Consider the following 16,321-nt stretch of genomic DNA (forward strand, 5'->3'; position numbering starts at 1 on the left):
TTGCTGAAAAAATGGTCATCAGACGTTTGAAAATAAAAAATTTCGGTAAAATACGGGATAAGGATGTGGTACTTTCTCCGGGACTGAACGTGCTCTATGGAGAGAATGAAAGCGGTAAAACAACGACACATACATTTATCCGTTCCATGCTTTACGGAGTGCGCAGGCTCCGCGGCAAAGCGGCGCAGAACGATACATATACGAAATATGAGCCCTGGGAGAATCCGGTTGAGTATGGTGGAATCATGTGGTTTACATCCGGCGGAAAGAATTATCGTCTTACCAGAAATTTTTATAAAGAAAAAAAATTCGGAGAACTTCTCTGTGAGGATGACGGAAGCCTTGTGGATGCAGAACAGGGGGCTTTGGAGGCCATTCTCGGAAATGTAAGTGAAGCTGTTTATGACAATACGGTTTCAGTAGCACAGCTTAAGAGTGTTACAGGCCGTGATCTTGTGCGGGAGCTGCAGAATTATATGGCCAGCTATCAGGGAGCAGGAGACAGTTCCATTGATATGGGCAGAGCTATGCAGATGCTTAAGATGTCAAGAAAAGGTTATATGACAGAATCTGCCCGCAGAAAGAAAGAACTGGAAAAAGAGCGGGAAAAGATTTCTTCCAATATGGATTATATCCGAAAAGAGATCCGGGAACTGGATGAGAAGCGGAATAAAGTAACGCAGCAGCAGGATGGAATGAATATGGGAACCCGGGACAGAAGTGCTGAAGATCTGCTGGATCTGCGTATTGACAGGGTAAAAAAGAGACGGGAAGCGACAGATGCTGTACTTGCTGTGGCAGTAATTGGAGGAATTGCAGGTACTGGCTGTCTGGCGGCTTTTTCCAGCTATGTGATCTTAAGTGTCCTGGCCGGCGTTGCAGCTGCGGCAGTCAGCGTTGCGGCGTTGTTTTTCCGTACAAGGCTTAGCCGTGAGCTGAACAAGCGTGAGCGGCAGAGAGAACGCTGGCTTTCCAGACATGATGAACTTACCTGGAGCAGAAACAATCTGAATCAGGATTATGAGGAGAAATATACGGCTCTTTCCAATCTTCAGGCTGAGCTTGCTGAGTGTGAGGAGAATACCGAAGTAATGACGCCGGAGGAAACGGAGATACAGGCACTTAATATGGCGATGGAAACCATAGAGGCTCTTTCCGGAAATATCACGGATCAGGTCGGGGACAGGCTGAAGCACCGTACTTCGCAGATCCTAAGTGAGATCACCGGCGGCAAATATAAAGAAGTGATCATGGACGAGGAGCTTCATATTTTTGTTAATACAGGAGAACGGACAGTTCCGGCCGGAAGACTGAGCAGAGGAACTCTGGAGCAGATATATTTTGCACTGCGTATGGCAGCAGGAGAGCTTTTTTGCAGGGAAGAAGCTTTTCCGGTGATCCTGGATGATGTGTTTGGAATGTATGATGAAGAACGTCTGGCCTCTGTGCTTCGATGGCTTGATAAAGAAAACAGACAGGTGATCATAAGCACCTGCCATAAAAGAGAGATGGAGATCCTGGATAAAGAGGGAATTTCATATCAGAAAATATTGCTGCAGGTATGATCAGTGCGTTAAAATGCCCCGGTTTTCAGCGAGTGCGGATTACGAATATCCGTCCGAACAGAGAACCGGGGTATTTTTGTTATAGCTTTATTGTATTTCAGGTGGAAAATTATTTCTCATACTGGCTCATGTAGTTGTTTACACAGCGTTTGATTCTGTCTACCGGGTTGAGAAGGTGGCTGATAGATGTATCATGATTCAGTGTATCAATGATCAGCGCAATATACTTGCTCATGTCACAGCTGATGTAATACGGTTTCTCAAGAAGCTCCGGTGACTGGTAAACCAGGTTGGTTGTGAGGAGCTTGTCAAAGTAACCTTTCTTATGAGCTTCATCGAATTTCTCAAGTCCGTCTGTGAAGAATCCGAAAGTGGAGCAAATGTAAACTTTGCCGGCACCTTTCTCTTTAAGGAGAGAAGCAATTTTAATGATGGTATCGCCAGAAGAGATCATATCATCGATGAGGATCATGTCTTTGCCCTCAAGCTTCGGTCCAAGGAACTCATATGCAGCGATCGGATGGCGGCCGTTTACATATCTTGAGTAGTCGAGACGCTTGTAATACATACCCATATCAACACCAAGTACGTTGGCAAGATAGATGGCACGGCTCATGCTTCCCTCATCCGGGCTGATGGTCATGAAATGATCTTTGTCAATATGAAGCCCCTCTTCGTTGTTAAGAAGAGCTTTGATAAACTGATAGGATGGCTGTACAGTTTCGAATCCGTGGAGCGGAGTAGCGTTCTGTACACGGGAATCATGTGCATCGAAAGTGATGATGTTCTCAACTCCCATATCGATCAGTTCATGAAGTGCATTGGCACAGTCAAGAGACTCTCTTCCGACACGTTTGTCCTGGCGGCTCTCATAAAGATATGGCATGATTACGTTAACTCTGCGGGCTTTTCCGCCGATGGCAGCAATGACACGCTTCATATCCTGGAAGTGATCATCCGGAGACATGAGGTTGGTGTAAGGTCCGATCGGATAGGACAGGCTATAGTTAGTCACATCTACCATAACATAGATATCGTCACCGCGGACGGATTCGTTGATGGTACACTTGGCTTCACCGGAACCGAAACGAGGATTCTTGGCTTCAATAATGTAGGAATCGCGTTTGTATCCCTCGAATGCGAAAGAATCCATTCCCGGATACTGTCTCTCGACACGCCATTTAACCAGCCAGTCATTCACCTTACTGCCTAATGTGCTGCAGCTCTGAAGGGGAATCAGTCCAAGTCTTCCTACCGGAAGTGTGGAAAAATCTTTTGTAGTTACCAGTGCCATTTTAATTTCCTCCTAAAAAAATTTTCTGTATACGGATGTCTTTCCCGATCAGTGAGATCATCTGATAGTTGCTTGCGATTCGGGAAAAAGTTCTCTCGGAATAGGTATCCGAGAAATTTTTGAGCGTCAGATTCGTGGAAATGATCGTAGATTTCCTGCGCATGATACGCTCATTGAGACAGAGAAAAAGCTGCGAGGACACAAAGCTGTTGGTAAGCTCCGTTCCAAGGTCATCAATGATAAGAAGGTCGCAGTCATAGATCAGTTCTTCATCCGTGCCTGTATCTTTTCGGGAAAAAGAATTCGCAGCCATCATATCAAAGAGATCATAGGCTGAAAAATACAGGACGCAGTGAGTGGATCTGAGAAGCTCCCGCGCGATGCAGTGTGAGAGAAAAGTTTTTCCCACGCCGGTATCGCCATACAAAAACAGATTTTCGAATTTGTGATCGAAGTCCTGCACAAAACGCTGTGCAGTGTCGTAGGCCCGCCTGGCTGTATCCAGAGCAGACAGTCCCGTGGCTTCGTTTTTTATTGTAGCAGAATAATAGTCAAATGAAAAGCTGTCAAAATTCTCTTTTTCAAGAATTTCGTTAAGATTAGACTGTGCATAAAGCAGTTCGATCTCAGCTTTCCTGAAACAGGTGCATTTTTTGCTGCCAATATAGCCGGTGTCCTGGCAGAGCGGGCAGGTGTAGGGCATCTCCAGATAATCCCCGGGAAAACCGTTGGCAACGAGAAGAGTGATCCTCTCATCGGAAAGCTCCTGGATAGCTGCTTTCAGATCAGAAGTTCCCTTTTCCCTGCCGCTTAAAAGCCGCCGTACTTTGTCAGCACTTAAAGTAGCAACCTCATCGTCAATCTCCTTAAGACGGGGAATCTTCGCATAAGCCCGGGAAGTGTGCTCCTCCAGGATACGGTGGTTCTGGGCCTGACGGCGACTGTATTCTCTCATTATAGTATCATACTGAAAATTCTGTAAAGGCATAAAAAGCTCCTTATTGATAAAGCTTACTGATTATTTAAAAGACGTTTCTCATACTCTGCGAAATCATAGTCTCTCTGATGGAAATTATTGAAGCGGTTATTCGCCTGCGGCTGTTTAGCCGGCTGTTTCTGGTGGGAAACGGATTTCTCAAGCTGACGTTTCTTATGCTCTGCATCCAGCAGCCGGATATCTTCCAGAGTATGTACGTTTTTCTTTTTCCAACCGGACAGGATCTTATCTGCGTACTGGAAACTTGGCTGCCCTGTTGTGAGGACTGTCCGGCTGCAGGCTTCCTGGATCAGCTCCAGATCAAAGCCGTAAGTCTTGCGCCAGGTATCAATGTAAGAAATCTCGTTCTCCACAGGATTCCGTCCGCTGATGCCCATTGCTTTCAGGATCGTGTAATAATCCCTGGAAAAACGGGAGCTTGCCTCGCGGGCCATTTCCACAGTTGTAACTCCGTCCCTGAACCAGGCAAGGGCAACCGTTTCAATGTATCGTATACTCTTGCGTCCTCTGGAGACACAGTACTCCACAAGATATTCGATAAGATCCGCTGACATTTTAAGTTCATCATAAAAGTAAAGGATCTTCTGTATTTCAGTAGGTGTCAGCGTTTTGCAGAGATATTGCTCGGTGATGTAGAGAAGCTGGCTGACCTCCTCGTTCTGTTTGAGCTCTTTTACCCGGTCAGGAGTGAGCCGGCTGGCTGTATTCGCATTCGTCTGTGTGGGTGCGGCAGAAACAGGATCTGTTCCGACAGCAGAAGCAAATGCAGAAGCTGTTCCGCCGGAAAATGCTCCCTCACTGGAAACACTGCTCTCAAGCTGCCCGGCATCACCAGGTTCCAGAAGGGTGATGCCGGACAGCAGCTGGTCTGTTGTGTAAGTCAGGGAGATCAGCTTCTCGGCTTCCCAGTATTTCAGTGCGCGGGAAATGTCTCTGTCTGTACAGAGAAGACGATCTGCCATATCCTCCAGATTAAAAGAAGAAGGAGCTGCAGATACCACCCGGAGAAGGTAGATATATACCTTCACAAATTCTCCGTTGGCACGAGGCATGAAGTTGTCAATAAAACGGTTGGAAAGAACCGTAACCTCCGTTTCGGAGGAATTTTTAAGAGAAATCAGGCTCATGATCTGCGCTCACCTTTCTTTTTAATATATTGACAGCGATTTGGAATCTATAGCACTCCCGGCAGCTGTCACGTAAATTACAGCGGACATAAAAAGTCCGCCATGCTAATGAGGATTATAGCACAACCACTTTTAAATGAGAATAGTTTATTTTCACAGGAGCTATCCACCAATCCACATGTGGAAAATGTGGATAGTGTGGATAATTTTGAGGATAACATTATTGGAAACTTGAATAAACCACGATTTTATAAGAAAATTGCGGTATTTGCAGAAATATGTTGTCGAGTTATGTCAAGTGGGTTATACACAAAAAAATCCACATGCCGGGCACCTCTGGAATGTGCATAAGCATGTGGATAATGTGGATAACTATTTTCCGAGGATGTGTTCTCCAATATTTACAACGTCTCCCGCGCCCATAGTTATCAACAAATCACCATGTGCACAACTTTTTAAAAGAAAGCTCTCGATCTCATCGAAAGTCGGGAAATATTCACAAGGGGTTCCCAGTTCCTGGATCTGTTTCTGGAGATCCTGGGAGGAAATGCCAAGGTCATCCGTCTCACGTGCTGCGTAGATATCAGCAAGAACTACGTGGTCAGCAAGAGTCAGGGCTTTGGCAAATTCAGGAAGCAGAGCCTTGGTACGTGTGTAAGTATGCGGCTGGAATACGCACCATACTTTCTGATGAGGATAATTCTTCGCTGCGTGAAGAGTTGCCTCGATCTCTGTTGGATGATGTGCGTAGTCATCAATAATGGTAACGCCTCCGATTTCGCCCTTATACTGGAAACGGCGGTCTGTACCTGTAAAGCTTCCAAGTCCTTTAACGATCACCTCATCAGGAAGGTTGAGAAGACGTCCTACGGCGATGGATGCAAGTGCATTGGATACATTGTGGATACCCGGTACACGGAGATAGTAGCTGCCGATTTTTTTGCCCTGGAAAAGGACGGAGAAAGAAGGATGTCCGTATTTATCCCAGGTGATATCTGTGGCTGTGTAATCAGCATCGTTCTCAAGGCCATAGGTAAGTACCTGACATGGGAGGTCACGGGTGATCGTTTCATATTCCGGGGTGTCCGCGTTGATGATCAGCGTTCCGTCAGCCGGCAGAAGCTCTGCAAACCTGCGGAAGGAGTGGCGGATATCATCAATGTCCTTGAAGAAATCAAGATGATCTGCATCCATGTTCAGGATCACGCTGATCTTCGGGAAAAAGCTGAGAAAGCTGTTGGTGTACTCACATGCTTCAGTGACAAAAGTCTCAGAATTTCCAACACGGATATTGCCGTGGATGGCAGGAAGGATACCGCCAACACTGATGGTAGGATCGCAGTCACCCTCAAGAAGGATGTGGGAAACCATGGAAGTTGTGGTTGTTTTGCCATGGGTACCGGAAATCGCAATCGGTGTGTCGTAGTTGCGCATGATCTGTCCAAGAAGCTCTGCACGTGTGAGCATTGGAAGACCTTTCTCCCTGGCGCAGGCGAATTCAGGGTTGTCCGGATGGATGGCTGCTGTGTATACAACAACATCTACATCATCCTTGATATTGGAAGCGCGCTGTCCATAGTAAATCACTGCACCGCGCTCCTCCAGTGTGCGGGTAAGCGGGCTGGCTTTTGCATCGGAGCCGGAGATCCTGAAATTCTCTTCAAGAAGGATCTCTGCAAGGCCGCTCATGCTGATGCCGCCGATTCCGATAAAATGAATGTGAAGCGGTTTGTGAAAGTCTATCTGATACATAATAATCTCCTTATATATATGTGTTGTTTTCGGGATTCTCTGATCTGTTTTATTATACCGCGTCCGGAATCAATTGAAAAGTGGTACTTTCGGAGAAAAAAGTGGTTTTGCGCGGATTATAAAAGTAGCCAGAAAATATCGTCGAAAAATGTTGAAATTTACCAGAAGAACAGAAAAAATGATTAGTCAGACCAATTTATAGTATACAATAGCGATAAAAAAAATAAAATGTAGACAAAATAATTGTAAAAAATGTTCACTAATACGGTAAAGTATGCTATAATTAAATAATCATAACATACAAGAGGTGATCGCATGATTAAGAAAGAGATGATTGCCATGCTCTTGGCCGGTGGGCAAGGCAGCAGGTTAGGAGTTTTGACAGAAAAAGTTGCAAAGCCGGCAGTCGCTTTTGGTGGTAAATATCGTATTATCGATTTTCCACTGAGCAATTGTATTAACTCAGGAATTGACACAGTGGGTGTGCTGACACAGTACCAGCCACTACGTCTGAATACACATATCGGCATCGGTATTCCGTGGGATCTGGACCGCAATGAAGGCGGTGTCACAGTCCTGCCGCCGTACGAGAAGAGCACAAGCAGTGAATGGTACACAGGAACTGCCAATGCAATTTATCAGAACCTGGCGTATATGGAGCAGTATAATCCGGATTATGTACTGATTCTTTCCGGAGACCATATCTATAAGATGGATTACGAAGTAATGCTGGATTTCCACAAGGCGAACAAGGCAGATATCACGATTGCATGTATGCCGGTTCCTATTGAGGAAGCCAGCCGTTTTGGTATTATGGTAACTGATGAGAGCAACCGTATTACCGAGTTCGAGGAGAAGCCGGAGCATCCAAGCAGCAACCTGGCATCCATGGGTATTTATATTTTCTCATGGCCGGTTCTGAAAGAAGCACTGCTCGCACTGAAAGATCAGAATGGATGCGATTTCGGTAAACATATCCTTCCGTATTGCAAGGAAAAAGATCAGCGTCTTTTTGCCTATGAATACAATGGCTACTGGAAAGATGTCGGAACTCTTGGTTCTTACTGGGAAGCTAATATGGAGCTGATCGATATCATTCCGGAATTTAATCTTTACGAGGAATTCTGGAGGATCTATACCAAGGGAGATGTAGTTCCGCCGCAGTACATTGCTGCAGAGGCAGTTGTGGACAAGTGTATCATAGGCGAGGGAACTGAGATTTATGGTGAAGTACATAATTCTGTTATCGGTCCTAATGTAACCATCGGCAAGGGAAGTGTGATCCGTGATTCCATTATCATGAAGAACACTGCAGTTGGAGAGAATGTTGTTATGGATAAAGCGATTGTAGCTGAGGATGTATCCATCGGAAACAACGTTGTGATCGGCTGCGGTGAGGAAGCACCGAATGTTCTGAAGCCGGCAGTATATTCCTTTGGCCTTGCTGCTATCGGAGAGAACAGCGTGATTCCGGATAATGTGAAGATCGGTAAGAATACCGCTATCTCAGGCGTTACAACAAAAGATGACTACCCTGACGGAGAACTGGCAGGTGGCCAGGTAATTGCAGCAAAGGACGGTGGGAAAGAATGAGAGCGATAGGTATTATTTTGGCAGGCGGTAACAATAACCGCATGAGAGAATTATCAAACAAGAGAGCGATAGCAGCTATGCCTATTGCAGGAAGCTATCGCGCAATTGACTTTGCTTTAAGCAACATGGCGAATTCACACATTCAGAAGGTTGCTGTTCTGACACAGTACAATGCCCGTTCCCTGAATGAGCATTTAAGCTCTTCCAAATGGTGGGATTTTGGAAGAAAGCAGGGAGGTCTTTATGTTTTCACTCCGACTATTACCAAGGACAACAGCTTATGGTATCAGGGAACTGCAGATGCGATCTATCAGAATCTCACATTCCTGAAGAACAGTCATGAACCGTATGTTGTGATCGCTTCCGGTGATGGAATCTACAAACTGGATTACAATAAAGTTCTGGAATACCATATTGCGAAACGGGCAGATGTTACAGTTGTATGCACTACCTGTCAGGATCAGAGCCAGGTTGAGAGATTTGGCGTGCTTCGCATGAATGAAGACTGCAGGATCGAGGAATTTGAGGAGAAACCAATCGTTTCTTCTTATAATACTGTATCTACAGGTATTTATGTTATCCGAAGAAGACAGCTGATCGAGTTGATCGAGCGTGCTGCTCAGGAAGGAAGACATGATTTTGTAAATGATATTCTCATCAGATATAAGAATCTCAAGAGAATTTATGGCTATAAGATCGATACTTACTGGAACAATATTTCCACAGCAGAGGCTTATTATCAGACAAATATGGATTTCCTGAAACCGGAGATCCGCGATTATTTCTTTAAACAGGAGCCAGGGATCAAGACAAAGATCGCAGATGTGCCGCCGGCTAAATATAATCCGGGTGCAGATGTGAAGAACAGTCTGATCTCCAGCGGATGCATCATTAACGGTACAGTGGAGAATTCTGTCCTGTTCCGTGATGTATTTGTAGGCAATAACTGTGTTATTAAAAACTCTGTGATTCTTAATGACGTATACCTTGGAGATAATACGCATATCGAGAACTGCATTGTTGAGAGCCGGGATACGATCCGGGCGAATTCATATTACTGCGGCGAAGAAGGAGAAGTGAAGATCGTCGTGGAGAAAAACGAACGCTACGTATTATAAATTGCAGAAATTCAGAAATTCCCGCAGATACGTTAGGCGGTATGAAAGGGGCAAGTAGCATGAATATTACAGATGTACGTGTGAGGAAGGTAGCAAAAGAAGGGAAGATGAAGGCCGTTGTGTCTGTCACAATAGATGACGAGTTTGTAGTACATGACATTAAGGTTATCGAAGGTGAGAAAGGCCTGTTTATCGCAATGCCAAGCCGTAAGGCCAGTGACGGGGAATACCGTGACATTGCACACCCGATCAATTCTGCTACCAGAGAGCGAATCCAGACTATCATCCTGGACAAGTATCAGGAAGTGATGGCTGAGGAAGCTGAAGGAGAGGTTCTGGAGGCCGCAGAATAAAACGGCTATGGGTTTGACAGCGGAGAAAGATCCGCCTGACTGACGACGTGGGAATTGAAACTGCGTAGGATTATTTTAAGAGAGGCTGCTGCTTTGCGGGGAAACCTGTGAGGCGGCAGTTTTTTTACGTCATAGGAAATTACTCCGTAGCGCAGGATTCTTTCTTATTAATGGTGGGAATATCTTAAAAATTACAGAAACATATTTTGTAATAATTTTATAATATAAACTTACTTCTACAATGAGATTTCATGGTGCTGGAAAACTAAATATTACGTACTTGTTACAAAAATAAAATAAAAATGTTGCTTTTTATGAAAAATATGTTATACTAGTACCCATGAAAGGACGAAAGGTGTTTATATGAAGAATAGAAAAGTTTTCACATTACTGCTTACAGGTATGCTTTCATTTTCCATGGGAAGCAACGTATACGCATCCAGCACAGAAGCCGCGATCGCAGATGCACAGGCGCAGAAACAGGCCGCTGAAGAAGGTCTTGCACAGGTACAGAGCAGCATCGGCAGTCTGGAGAGCAAGAAGCAGGAGCTGGAGAGCTATCTGGCCGATTTAAACGCACAGTATGAGGATCTTACCAACAGCATCTCTGAACTGAGTATTCAGGCTGCTGAGAAGGAAGATGAATTAAATAAAGTAAAGACAGAACTTAAGAAAGCGAAGAAAGCTTCCGCAGACCAGTATGAGTCCATGAAGCTTCGAATCGCATATATGTATGAGAATGCAGGATCATCTGCTCTGGCAACCCTGCTTTCCTCTGAGAGCCTGGCAGAGTTTCTGAACCGCGCAGAGAATGCGATCCAGATTTCTACATACGACAGGAATATGCTGGATAAATATGTAAGCCTTCAGGAGAACATTCAGGAGAATGAGGAGAAGGTTGAGAAAGAGTCAGCAGAGATCGATAATCTGATGACAGAGCGTGCGGCTAAACAGCAGGAAGTACAGTCTATGGCTGCAAGTACAAGTGATGATATCAGCTCTTATGTAAATCAGATCAGTGCCAGCCAGGAAGAGGCTCAGCAGCTGATGGCAGATATCAGCAACGCAGACAGTAATATTACTGCACTTGTTCAGCAGGCAGAAGAAGAGAAGGCTGCAGAGGAGAAGGCAAGAGCTGAGGCCGCAGCAGAAGCAGCTGAGGAAGCACAGAATACAGAGTCTGATTCTGACAGCTCCGGCGATACAGAGGATGATTACGGATATGATCCGGATGAGGATACAACAGAGTCTTCCAGCAGTTCTACAAGTTCAGATGTTGTTGTAGAGGAAGAAGAAGATGAGGAAGACGATGTTCAGTACGGAAATTCTGAGGATGAGAGCAGTGAAGATAGTTCTTCTGAGGATTCTTCTTATGATGAGTCCGGGGATACATCTTCAGAGGAGACTTCTTCCGATGAGGCAGCTGATACATCAGCAGATACTTCCTCAGATTCCGGTTCTTCCAGCCAGGGAACATATCTTGGCAACTTTACACTGACTGCATACTGTAACTGTGCACAGTGCTGCGGTACAGCAGGTAATCTGACAGCCAGCGGTACAGTTCCGACAGCAGGACGTACAGTAGCCATGGCAGGAGTTCCTTTTGGAACTAAGCTTCTGATCAATGGAACTGTTTATACAGTAGAGGATCTTGGAACTCCTTACGGACATGTAGATATCTACTGCGGAAGCCATTCAGAGGCATTAAGCTTTGGACTTCAGTCCGCAGATGTATATCAGGTGGGCTGATAAGCGGGGAAAAACAGTTCGGATATTGAGAATATAAGAAATGATAACAGCGTTATGGGATCATATGTGTTGATGATCCTGTGACGCTGTTTTTTGCGTAAAATCATGTTATGAATGTTTGATAATATAATGAAGCGATAAATGCCTATATGTGATAGAGAAACGAATGTGGATTATGAATATTCGTTTGATATGCAATGTGCGGTTGAAATACAGAATTATGGTTTATACGAAAATCCCACTCTGTAATAGGGTGTTATATCCTGGCTTACAGAGTGGGAAAATTTTTTATAAATATGGTGTACCTGGAATTTCAGGATAAGTTCCCATACCGATCAGAAGCTCGAGACCGGTCTGGCGGCCTTCCAGCACGGCAGCTTTTACTGCACTGGCGTCACCGGAGATGGCAATGATCACCTCGTTGGAATGGCTGGTCCCAATATTCGGAGTCATGTATTTCGTAATAGAAACAGCGGCAGATTTTATAGCATTGTCAGCCATAACAAGACCGATAGCAGCAGGGGAACCGGCCATAAATCCGAAAGCTTCGCCCAGCGGCGTGCCAAAAGCCTTATGGATCGCAGGGCCTGCGCTTGCGGAAAAAGCAAATTCCAGATGACCGGATTCGCTGATGTAAACCTCACCAGCATATTTATTGGTAAGCTCTAATGCCAGGGAAATGGCATGACGCACATCGGAAACATCATTTCCTCCAAGTACAATGTAGTTGCCGTGACCGCCCCATCCCTTAGTATCTCTTGGAAGCTCAATGGAAAGAACCTCCGTGTTGGTAGCTTTGACTGCGTCATCAATAGCTGTGATCTGACCGGCAGCGCCTGTACGGGAGCTGAAAAGTCCCAGACAGTGATATTTCGTGCCAATGTTCATCTCCTTAAGCAGAGAATCGTCAACTCCGGAGATTACAAGACCGATCGTGTCAAGGACCGCAGTTCCTACGAATTCAGTTCGTGTGCAGCTGGTACTGATATTTTGGATATCCTGTATATTCATGTGGAAAAATCCCCCTTTTTGCTGAAAAAATCGTTAATTTTAGTATAACATTGGACGTGGGGATTTGAAAGCGGAAATTAGAAATAAGCAGATATCATGTTTTACATAATGAACTGCCTGAATTTTATTTGTCAAAGTGAATGATACGGCACCCTGGTAAATTTGATGAAAAATGTAAACTGTAAAATATAAATGCGTTGACAATCGGGACGACGTGTGTTAAATTGTTAACAGCTAAAAACGGATATCATCAGAGAAAAGATGAGATGATCTTCAGCAGCGGAAAGCAGCAAAGGAAAGAGAGGATAAGATTATTATGACAACAGCGGCAGCAACCAGAAGCAAGACATACGATCTTGTTTATATTGCAGTTTTTGCAGTAGTTATGGCAGTCTGCTCATGGATTTCCATTCCGGCGCAGGTACCGTTTACCCTGCAGACATTCGGAGTATTCATGGCAGTAGGCGTACTTGGAGGTAAAAGAGGAACGATGGCAGTTCTGGTTTACGTTCTTCTTGGTGCAGTAGGAGTTCCTGTTTTTGCAGGATTTTCCGGAGGAATCGGAGCTCTTCTCGGAAATTCCGGAGGATATATCATCGGATTTATTTTCTCTGCACTTGTGATGTGGGCATTTGAGAAATTCCTGGGAAGAAAACCGGTAGTTCAGATTATTTCCATGATTGTTGGTCTGATCGTATGCTACGCATTTGGGACAGCATGGTTTATGGTTGCTTATACAAGAAGCACTGGTGCAGTAGGTCTGATGGCAGTTCTCGGATGGTGCGTATTCCCGTTTATCATTCCGGATCTGATCAAGATTGCACTGGCTTATGTTTTATCAGGAAAGGTACGTAAATATGCAAGATAAGAGCATGGCTTCGGCATATGCTTCTGATGAGGGCACAGAGGAAAAAGCGATTCCCCTGCGCCCTCATCATGGTATGTGCCTGGCTTATTTCAAAGGTGAAGGGTACAGTAACGGTTTTACCGCCCATATGGCAGAGATGCTGGAGATTTTTTTGTCAGGAAGAAAGATAAGGCTGCATGTAGATACAGATGAAATCTGTTCAGCCTGTCCAAATAACTGCGGAGGCCACTGTACACCAGGCGGTAAGGTTGTGGAGTACGATCAGGCAGTGCTGGATCGCTGTGGATTTGAGGCTGGTCAGGTTCTGGAGTTCAAAGAATTTACACATCAGGTTCAGAAAAAAATCCTCGCGACAGATGGCAGGAAGGAAATCTGCGGAAACTGCCAGTGGAACAGTATCTGCGAAGAGCAGAAGAGCCGTTGGGCATAGAAAAACTGCTTCGGGTCTGCAAAAATGCACTCCCGAAGCAGTAAAAAAGAAAAAATTCGATTTTTTTGAAATTTTTTAATTTTTTCTATTGACAAAAAACAGAAACTCTAATATAATAGCTCTTGCAGTTGAGCAACACACAAACAACTGAAAACAAAATAACGAAGCGTGGCTCAGTTTGGTAGAGCGCTGCGTTCGGGACGCAGAGGTCGCAGGTTCAAATCCTGTCGCTTCGACTAAAGCTTTGAGAATCCCTTGGTTGAGGGATTCTTTTTTGTTTGTGAAAAATAAAAGAATGTAGGTTTGTGTTACTTCAATGAGAAAAGAAAGGAGTATCTGCTACATTTGCCAGGAAAAAATAAAGATAAAGGAAAATAAGAGATCAGATATATCCGATAGAAAGTTACATATCTGAGAAACAGGGAGAATATTTTGTTTATAATTTGCAGGTGCAGTGTAGCTGAAATGTAAGGAATGATTTCCCGCAATCTTCATATATATTAACGAAGCCGAATTACCGGAGGGACACGCGTTGGCTGGATATCAGCGTTTTGTTGCGTATGTGTACGAGTATCGTAAGGGGAAAAAGGATGGCAGCAGTGGTTATGTGAGAGTGGAAGCCATGGACCGGAAGTGTCGGATGGAGGTTCATCTGCGCTGTGTTGGGCTGGAACCGGGGAGCAGGTGCCGGGTGTATGGCTTTGTGCGGCGGGAAGGGCTGATGGACGGGATTCTGATCGGTAGCTGTGTTACAGGGCAGGAGCGGATCGAGTGTATGCTGGAGACGGATGCCGGAGATATCGGAGGCATGGGAAAAAGTCTTCAGGATCTTGGAGGAATGCTGCTGATCTCGGATGCAGGTGGATTCTGGGGAACAGAATGGGACGATCAGCCGATCCGGCCTGAGAATTTCCGGGAGTGGAAAGAGGAGAAAACAGAATCTCAGAAAGAAGAGGAAAGGAACAGAAAAGAACGAGAGAAAAATAAAGAAACAGAAGAGGGAGAGATGGAGCAATCGGGAGCTTCTTCTGAATTATCAGAAAATGAAGAAGCCAAGATCATGAAAGCGGAGGAAGTTCTGGAAGAAGATATTGGGTTTTCAGCAGAATCAATACAGCAATCTATGGAATTTCAGCAGGAGAGTACAGGGGCAGCAGAGACAGGGTTACCCAAACCACCAGAACCGCCCCGGCGAGATCAAGTGAATCCGGGTTCTGATCCGCGCCCGCCGGAACCGCCCAGACCAGGTCAGCCACGCCCGAATCCAGGTCCACGACCGCCGCAGCCAGGGCCAAATCACCCGAATCCGGGCTCGAGACCGCCCCACCCACTTCCTGGCATACCTTGCGATGTACCTTTCAATGACGGCCAGTTCACAGACTGTCGGAAGATCAAACCTTCTGATTGCTCTATTTTATGTAAACAAAACGGCTGCTTTTGCAACAACCGTTTTGTCATATATGGATATCAGAATTTCGGGCATCTTCTGCTATGCAGGAATCACCGGGGGCAGTACATACTGGGAGTTCCCGGCGGATACAGCCAGCAGGAAAGGTTTATGGCCAATATGTTTGGATTTCCCTACTTTAAGGAATGCCCGGATATCCACATTCCAGGTGGCAAAGGTGGATACTGGTACAGCTTTATCAACGTCTGATCGAAAAGTTTTCAGATATACGAGTAAGCAGATTGTTTTGCAGATCTGCAGCTTACAGATCCATACCGCGAATTTCAACTACCGGGATCGTCTCAAGGAGGATATCCCGGTAGTTTTTCATTTCTTCCTCGGAGCAGGCGGAGAATCCCGGCATCAGAACCCCGTCAGAATCCCGGTAAGCCTGGAGATAATAGGATTTCGCACCGCTTAGCCACTGACTGATCTCCTGAAAATCTTTTTCAGAATGAAGCTCACGTACAACAGTAGTACGAAATTCATAATCAAGATCTCCGTTCAGCAGCCATCCGGCAGTTTCACGGATCGCGTCCAGATCAACATTCACGCCGGTAAGCACATGATAGTTGGAAGGACAGGCCTTGATATCCATTGCGACCTTGTCAATGAGGCCGTCTGCTGCGAGTTTTTTTACCACAGAGGGACGTGACCCGTTGGTATCAAGTTTCACATCATAACCAAGATTTTTGATCTCGTGAAGAAAATCCGGAAGTCCGGCAGAAAGCGTCGGTTCGCCTCCGGACACGCATACTCCCTCCAGAATCCCTTTTCTTCTTTTCAGAAAAGCCAGAATTTCATCCTGAGAATAACCAGGCTGGGTGTCCGCTTCCACTACCAGAGCTCCGTTCTGGCAAAAAGGACAGCGGAAGTTGCAGCCACCCAGGAATATAGTGCAGGCCACCCGCCCCGGGTAATCCAGTAAAGTTGTTTTGTTAAATCCGCATATTTTCATAGGAAAATCCCCTTGTTTCTCTTATTTATGATATTACTAGCATACTCTCCTACGAAAAA

The 16,321-nt window shown here is 45.3% G+C and carries 14 protein-coding genes and 1 tRNA gene; 9 read left to right on the plus strand and 6 right to left on the minus strand.

Annotated elements, in window-relative coordinates; translation table 11 throughout:
* Window positions 1–11: 11 nt before the first annotated feature.
* Entirely contained in the window at window positions 12–1,565 is a 1,554-nt protein-coding gene (locus AC04Q4_RS14550) for an ATP-binding protein (protein WP_173737888.1), read from the plus strand.
* A gap of 109 nt (window positions 1,566–1,674) precedes the next feature.
* On the opposite strand, the gene AC04Q4_RS14555 is transcribed toward AC04Q4_RS14550, so the two are convergent.
* The 4 genes from AC04Q4_RS14555 to murC form a co-directional block, all read right to left on the minus strand.
* Window positions 1,675–2,859 carry a ribose-phosphate pyrophosphokinase gene (locus tag AC04Q4_RS14555; protein ID WP_173737887.1) on the minus strand — a complete coding sequence of 395 codons (1,185 nt, stop codon included), beginning with the start codon at window positions 2,857–2,859 and terminating at the stop codon, window positions 1,675–1,677.
* Between the two features lies 1 nt (window position 2,860).
* Window positions 2,861–3,847, minus strand: a complete 987-nt coding sequence (locus tag AC04Q4_RS14560; protein WP_173737886.1) for an ATP-binding protein — start codon at window positions 3,845–3,847, stop codon at window positions 2,861–2,863.
* Window positions 3,848–3,870: 23 nt separating this feature from the next.
* Complete coding sequence (locus tag AC04Q4_RS14565) at window positions 3,871–4,983, minus strand: DnaD domain protein (RefSeq protein ID WP_476389197.1); 1,113 nt, start codon at window positions 4,981–4,983, stop codon at window positions 3,871–3,873.
* A gap of 372 nt (window positions 4,984–5,355) precedes the next feature.
* Complete coding sequence (gene murC, locus AC04Q4_RS14570; RefSeq protein WP_476389198.1) at window positions 5,356–6,735, minus strand: UDP-N-acetylmuramate--L-alanine ligase; 1,380 nt, start codon at window positions 6,733–6,735, stop codon at window positions 5,356–5,358.
* 315 nt (window positions 6,736–7,050) lie between these two features.
* Between murC and AC04Q4_RS14575 the strand changes: the two genes are divergently transcribed.
* The 4 genes from AC04Q4_RS14575 to AC04Q4_RS14590 all read left to right on the plus strand — a co-directional run bounded on the left by AC04Q4_RS14575 (window position 7,051) and on the right by AC04Q4_RS14590 (window position 11,548).
* Window positions 7,051–8,328, plus strand: coding sequence for a glucose-1-phosphate adenylyltransferase (locus AC04Q4_RS14575; protein ID WP_173737883.1), 1,278 nt, complete (start codon window positions 7,051–7,053; stop codon window positions 8,326–8,328).
* A complete protein-coding gene (glgD, locus tag AC04Q4_RS14580) occupies window positions 8,325–9,446 on the plus strand; it encodes a glucose-1-phosphate adenylyltransferase subunit GlgD (protein WP_476389199.1) in 1,122 nt (373 codons plus the stop codon). Before AC04Q4_RS14575 ends, glgD begins: the two co-directional genes overlap by 4 nt.
* 59 nt (window positions 9,447–9,505) lie before the next feature.
* Window positions 9,506–9,799: a septation regulator SpoVG gene (gene spoVG, locus AC04Q4_RS14585; RefSeq protein WP_119239840.1), complete on the plus strand. Its 294-nt coding sequence runs from the start codon at window positions 9,506–9,508 to the stop codon at window positions 9,797–9,799.
* A gap of 363 nt (window positions 9,800–10,162) precedes the next feature.
* Window positions 10,163–11,548 (plus strand): PcsB-like coiled-coil domain-containing protein, encoded by a 1,386-nt coding sequence (locus AC04Q4_RS14590; protein WP_476389200.1) that lies wholly within the window; start codon window positions 10,163–10,165, stop codon window positions 11,546–11,548.
* A gap of 288 nt (window positions 11,549–11,836) precedes the next feature.
* Here AC04Q4_RS14590 and pduB read toward each other — a convergent pair whose 3' ends face one another.
* The gene (gene pduB / locus AC04Q4_RS14595; protein ID WP_173737880.1) at window positions 11,837–12,559 is read right to left on the minus strand and encodes a microcompartment protein PduB; all 723 of its coding nucleotides are present in this window, start codon (window positions 12,557–12,559) and stop codon (window positions 11,837–11,839) included.
* 316 nt (window positions 12,560–12,875) lie between these two features.
* On the opposite strand from pduB, the gene AC04Q4_RS14600 reads away from it, so the two are divergent.
* The 4 genes from AC04Q4_RS14600 (at window position 12,876) to AC04Q4_RS14615 (ending at window position 15,514) form a co-directional block, all read left to right on the plus strand.
* Window positions 12,876–13,427 carry a biotin transporter BioY gene (locus AC04Q4_RS14600; RefSeq protein WP_173737879.1) on the plus strand — a complete coding sequence of 184 codons (552 nt, stop codon included), beginning with the start codon at window positions 12,876–12,878 and terminating at the stop codon, window positions 13,425–13,427.
* A complete protein-coding gene (locus tag AC04Q4_RS14605; RefSeq protein WP_476389201.1) occupies window positions 13,417–13,857 on the plus strand; it encodes a DUF1284 domain-containing protein in 441 nt (146 codons plus the stop codon). Before AC04Q4_RS14600 ends, AC04Q4_RS14605 begins: the two co-directional genes overlap by 11 nt.
* Window positions 13,858–14,019: 162 nt before the next feature.
* Window positions 14,020–14,093, plus strand: a tRNA-Pro gene (locus AC04Q4_RS14610).
* Window positions 14,094–14,389: 296 nt separating this feature from the next.
* The gene (locus tag AC04Q4_RS14615; RefSeq protein WP_476389202.1) at window positions 14,390–15,514 is read left to right on the plus strand and encodes a DUF6128 domain-containing protein; all 1,125 of its coding nucleotides are present in this window, start codon (window positions 14,390–14,392) and stop codon (window positions 15,512–15,514) included.
* A gap of 52 nt (window positions 15,515–15,566) precedes the next feature.
* On the opposite strand, the gene AC04Q4_RS14620 is transcribed toward AC04Q4_RS14615, so the two are convergent.
* Window positions 15,567–16,262 carry an anaerobic ribonucleoside-triphosphate reductase activating protein gene (locus AC04Q4_RS14620; RefSeq protein ID WP_476389203.1) on the minus strand — a complete coding sequence of 232 codons (696 nt, stop codon included), beginning with the start codon at window positions 16,260–16,262 and terminating at the stop codon, window positions 15,567–15,569.
* Window positions 16,263–16,321: the final 59 nt, after the last annotated feature.

It is taken from the genome of Blautia sp. HA8986 (assembly GCF_056504635.1).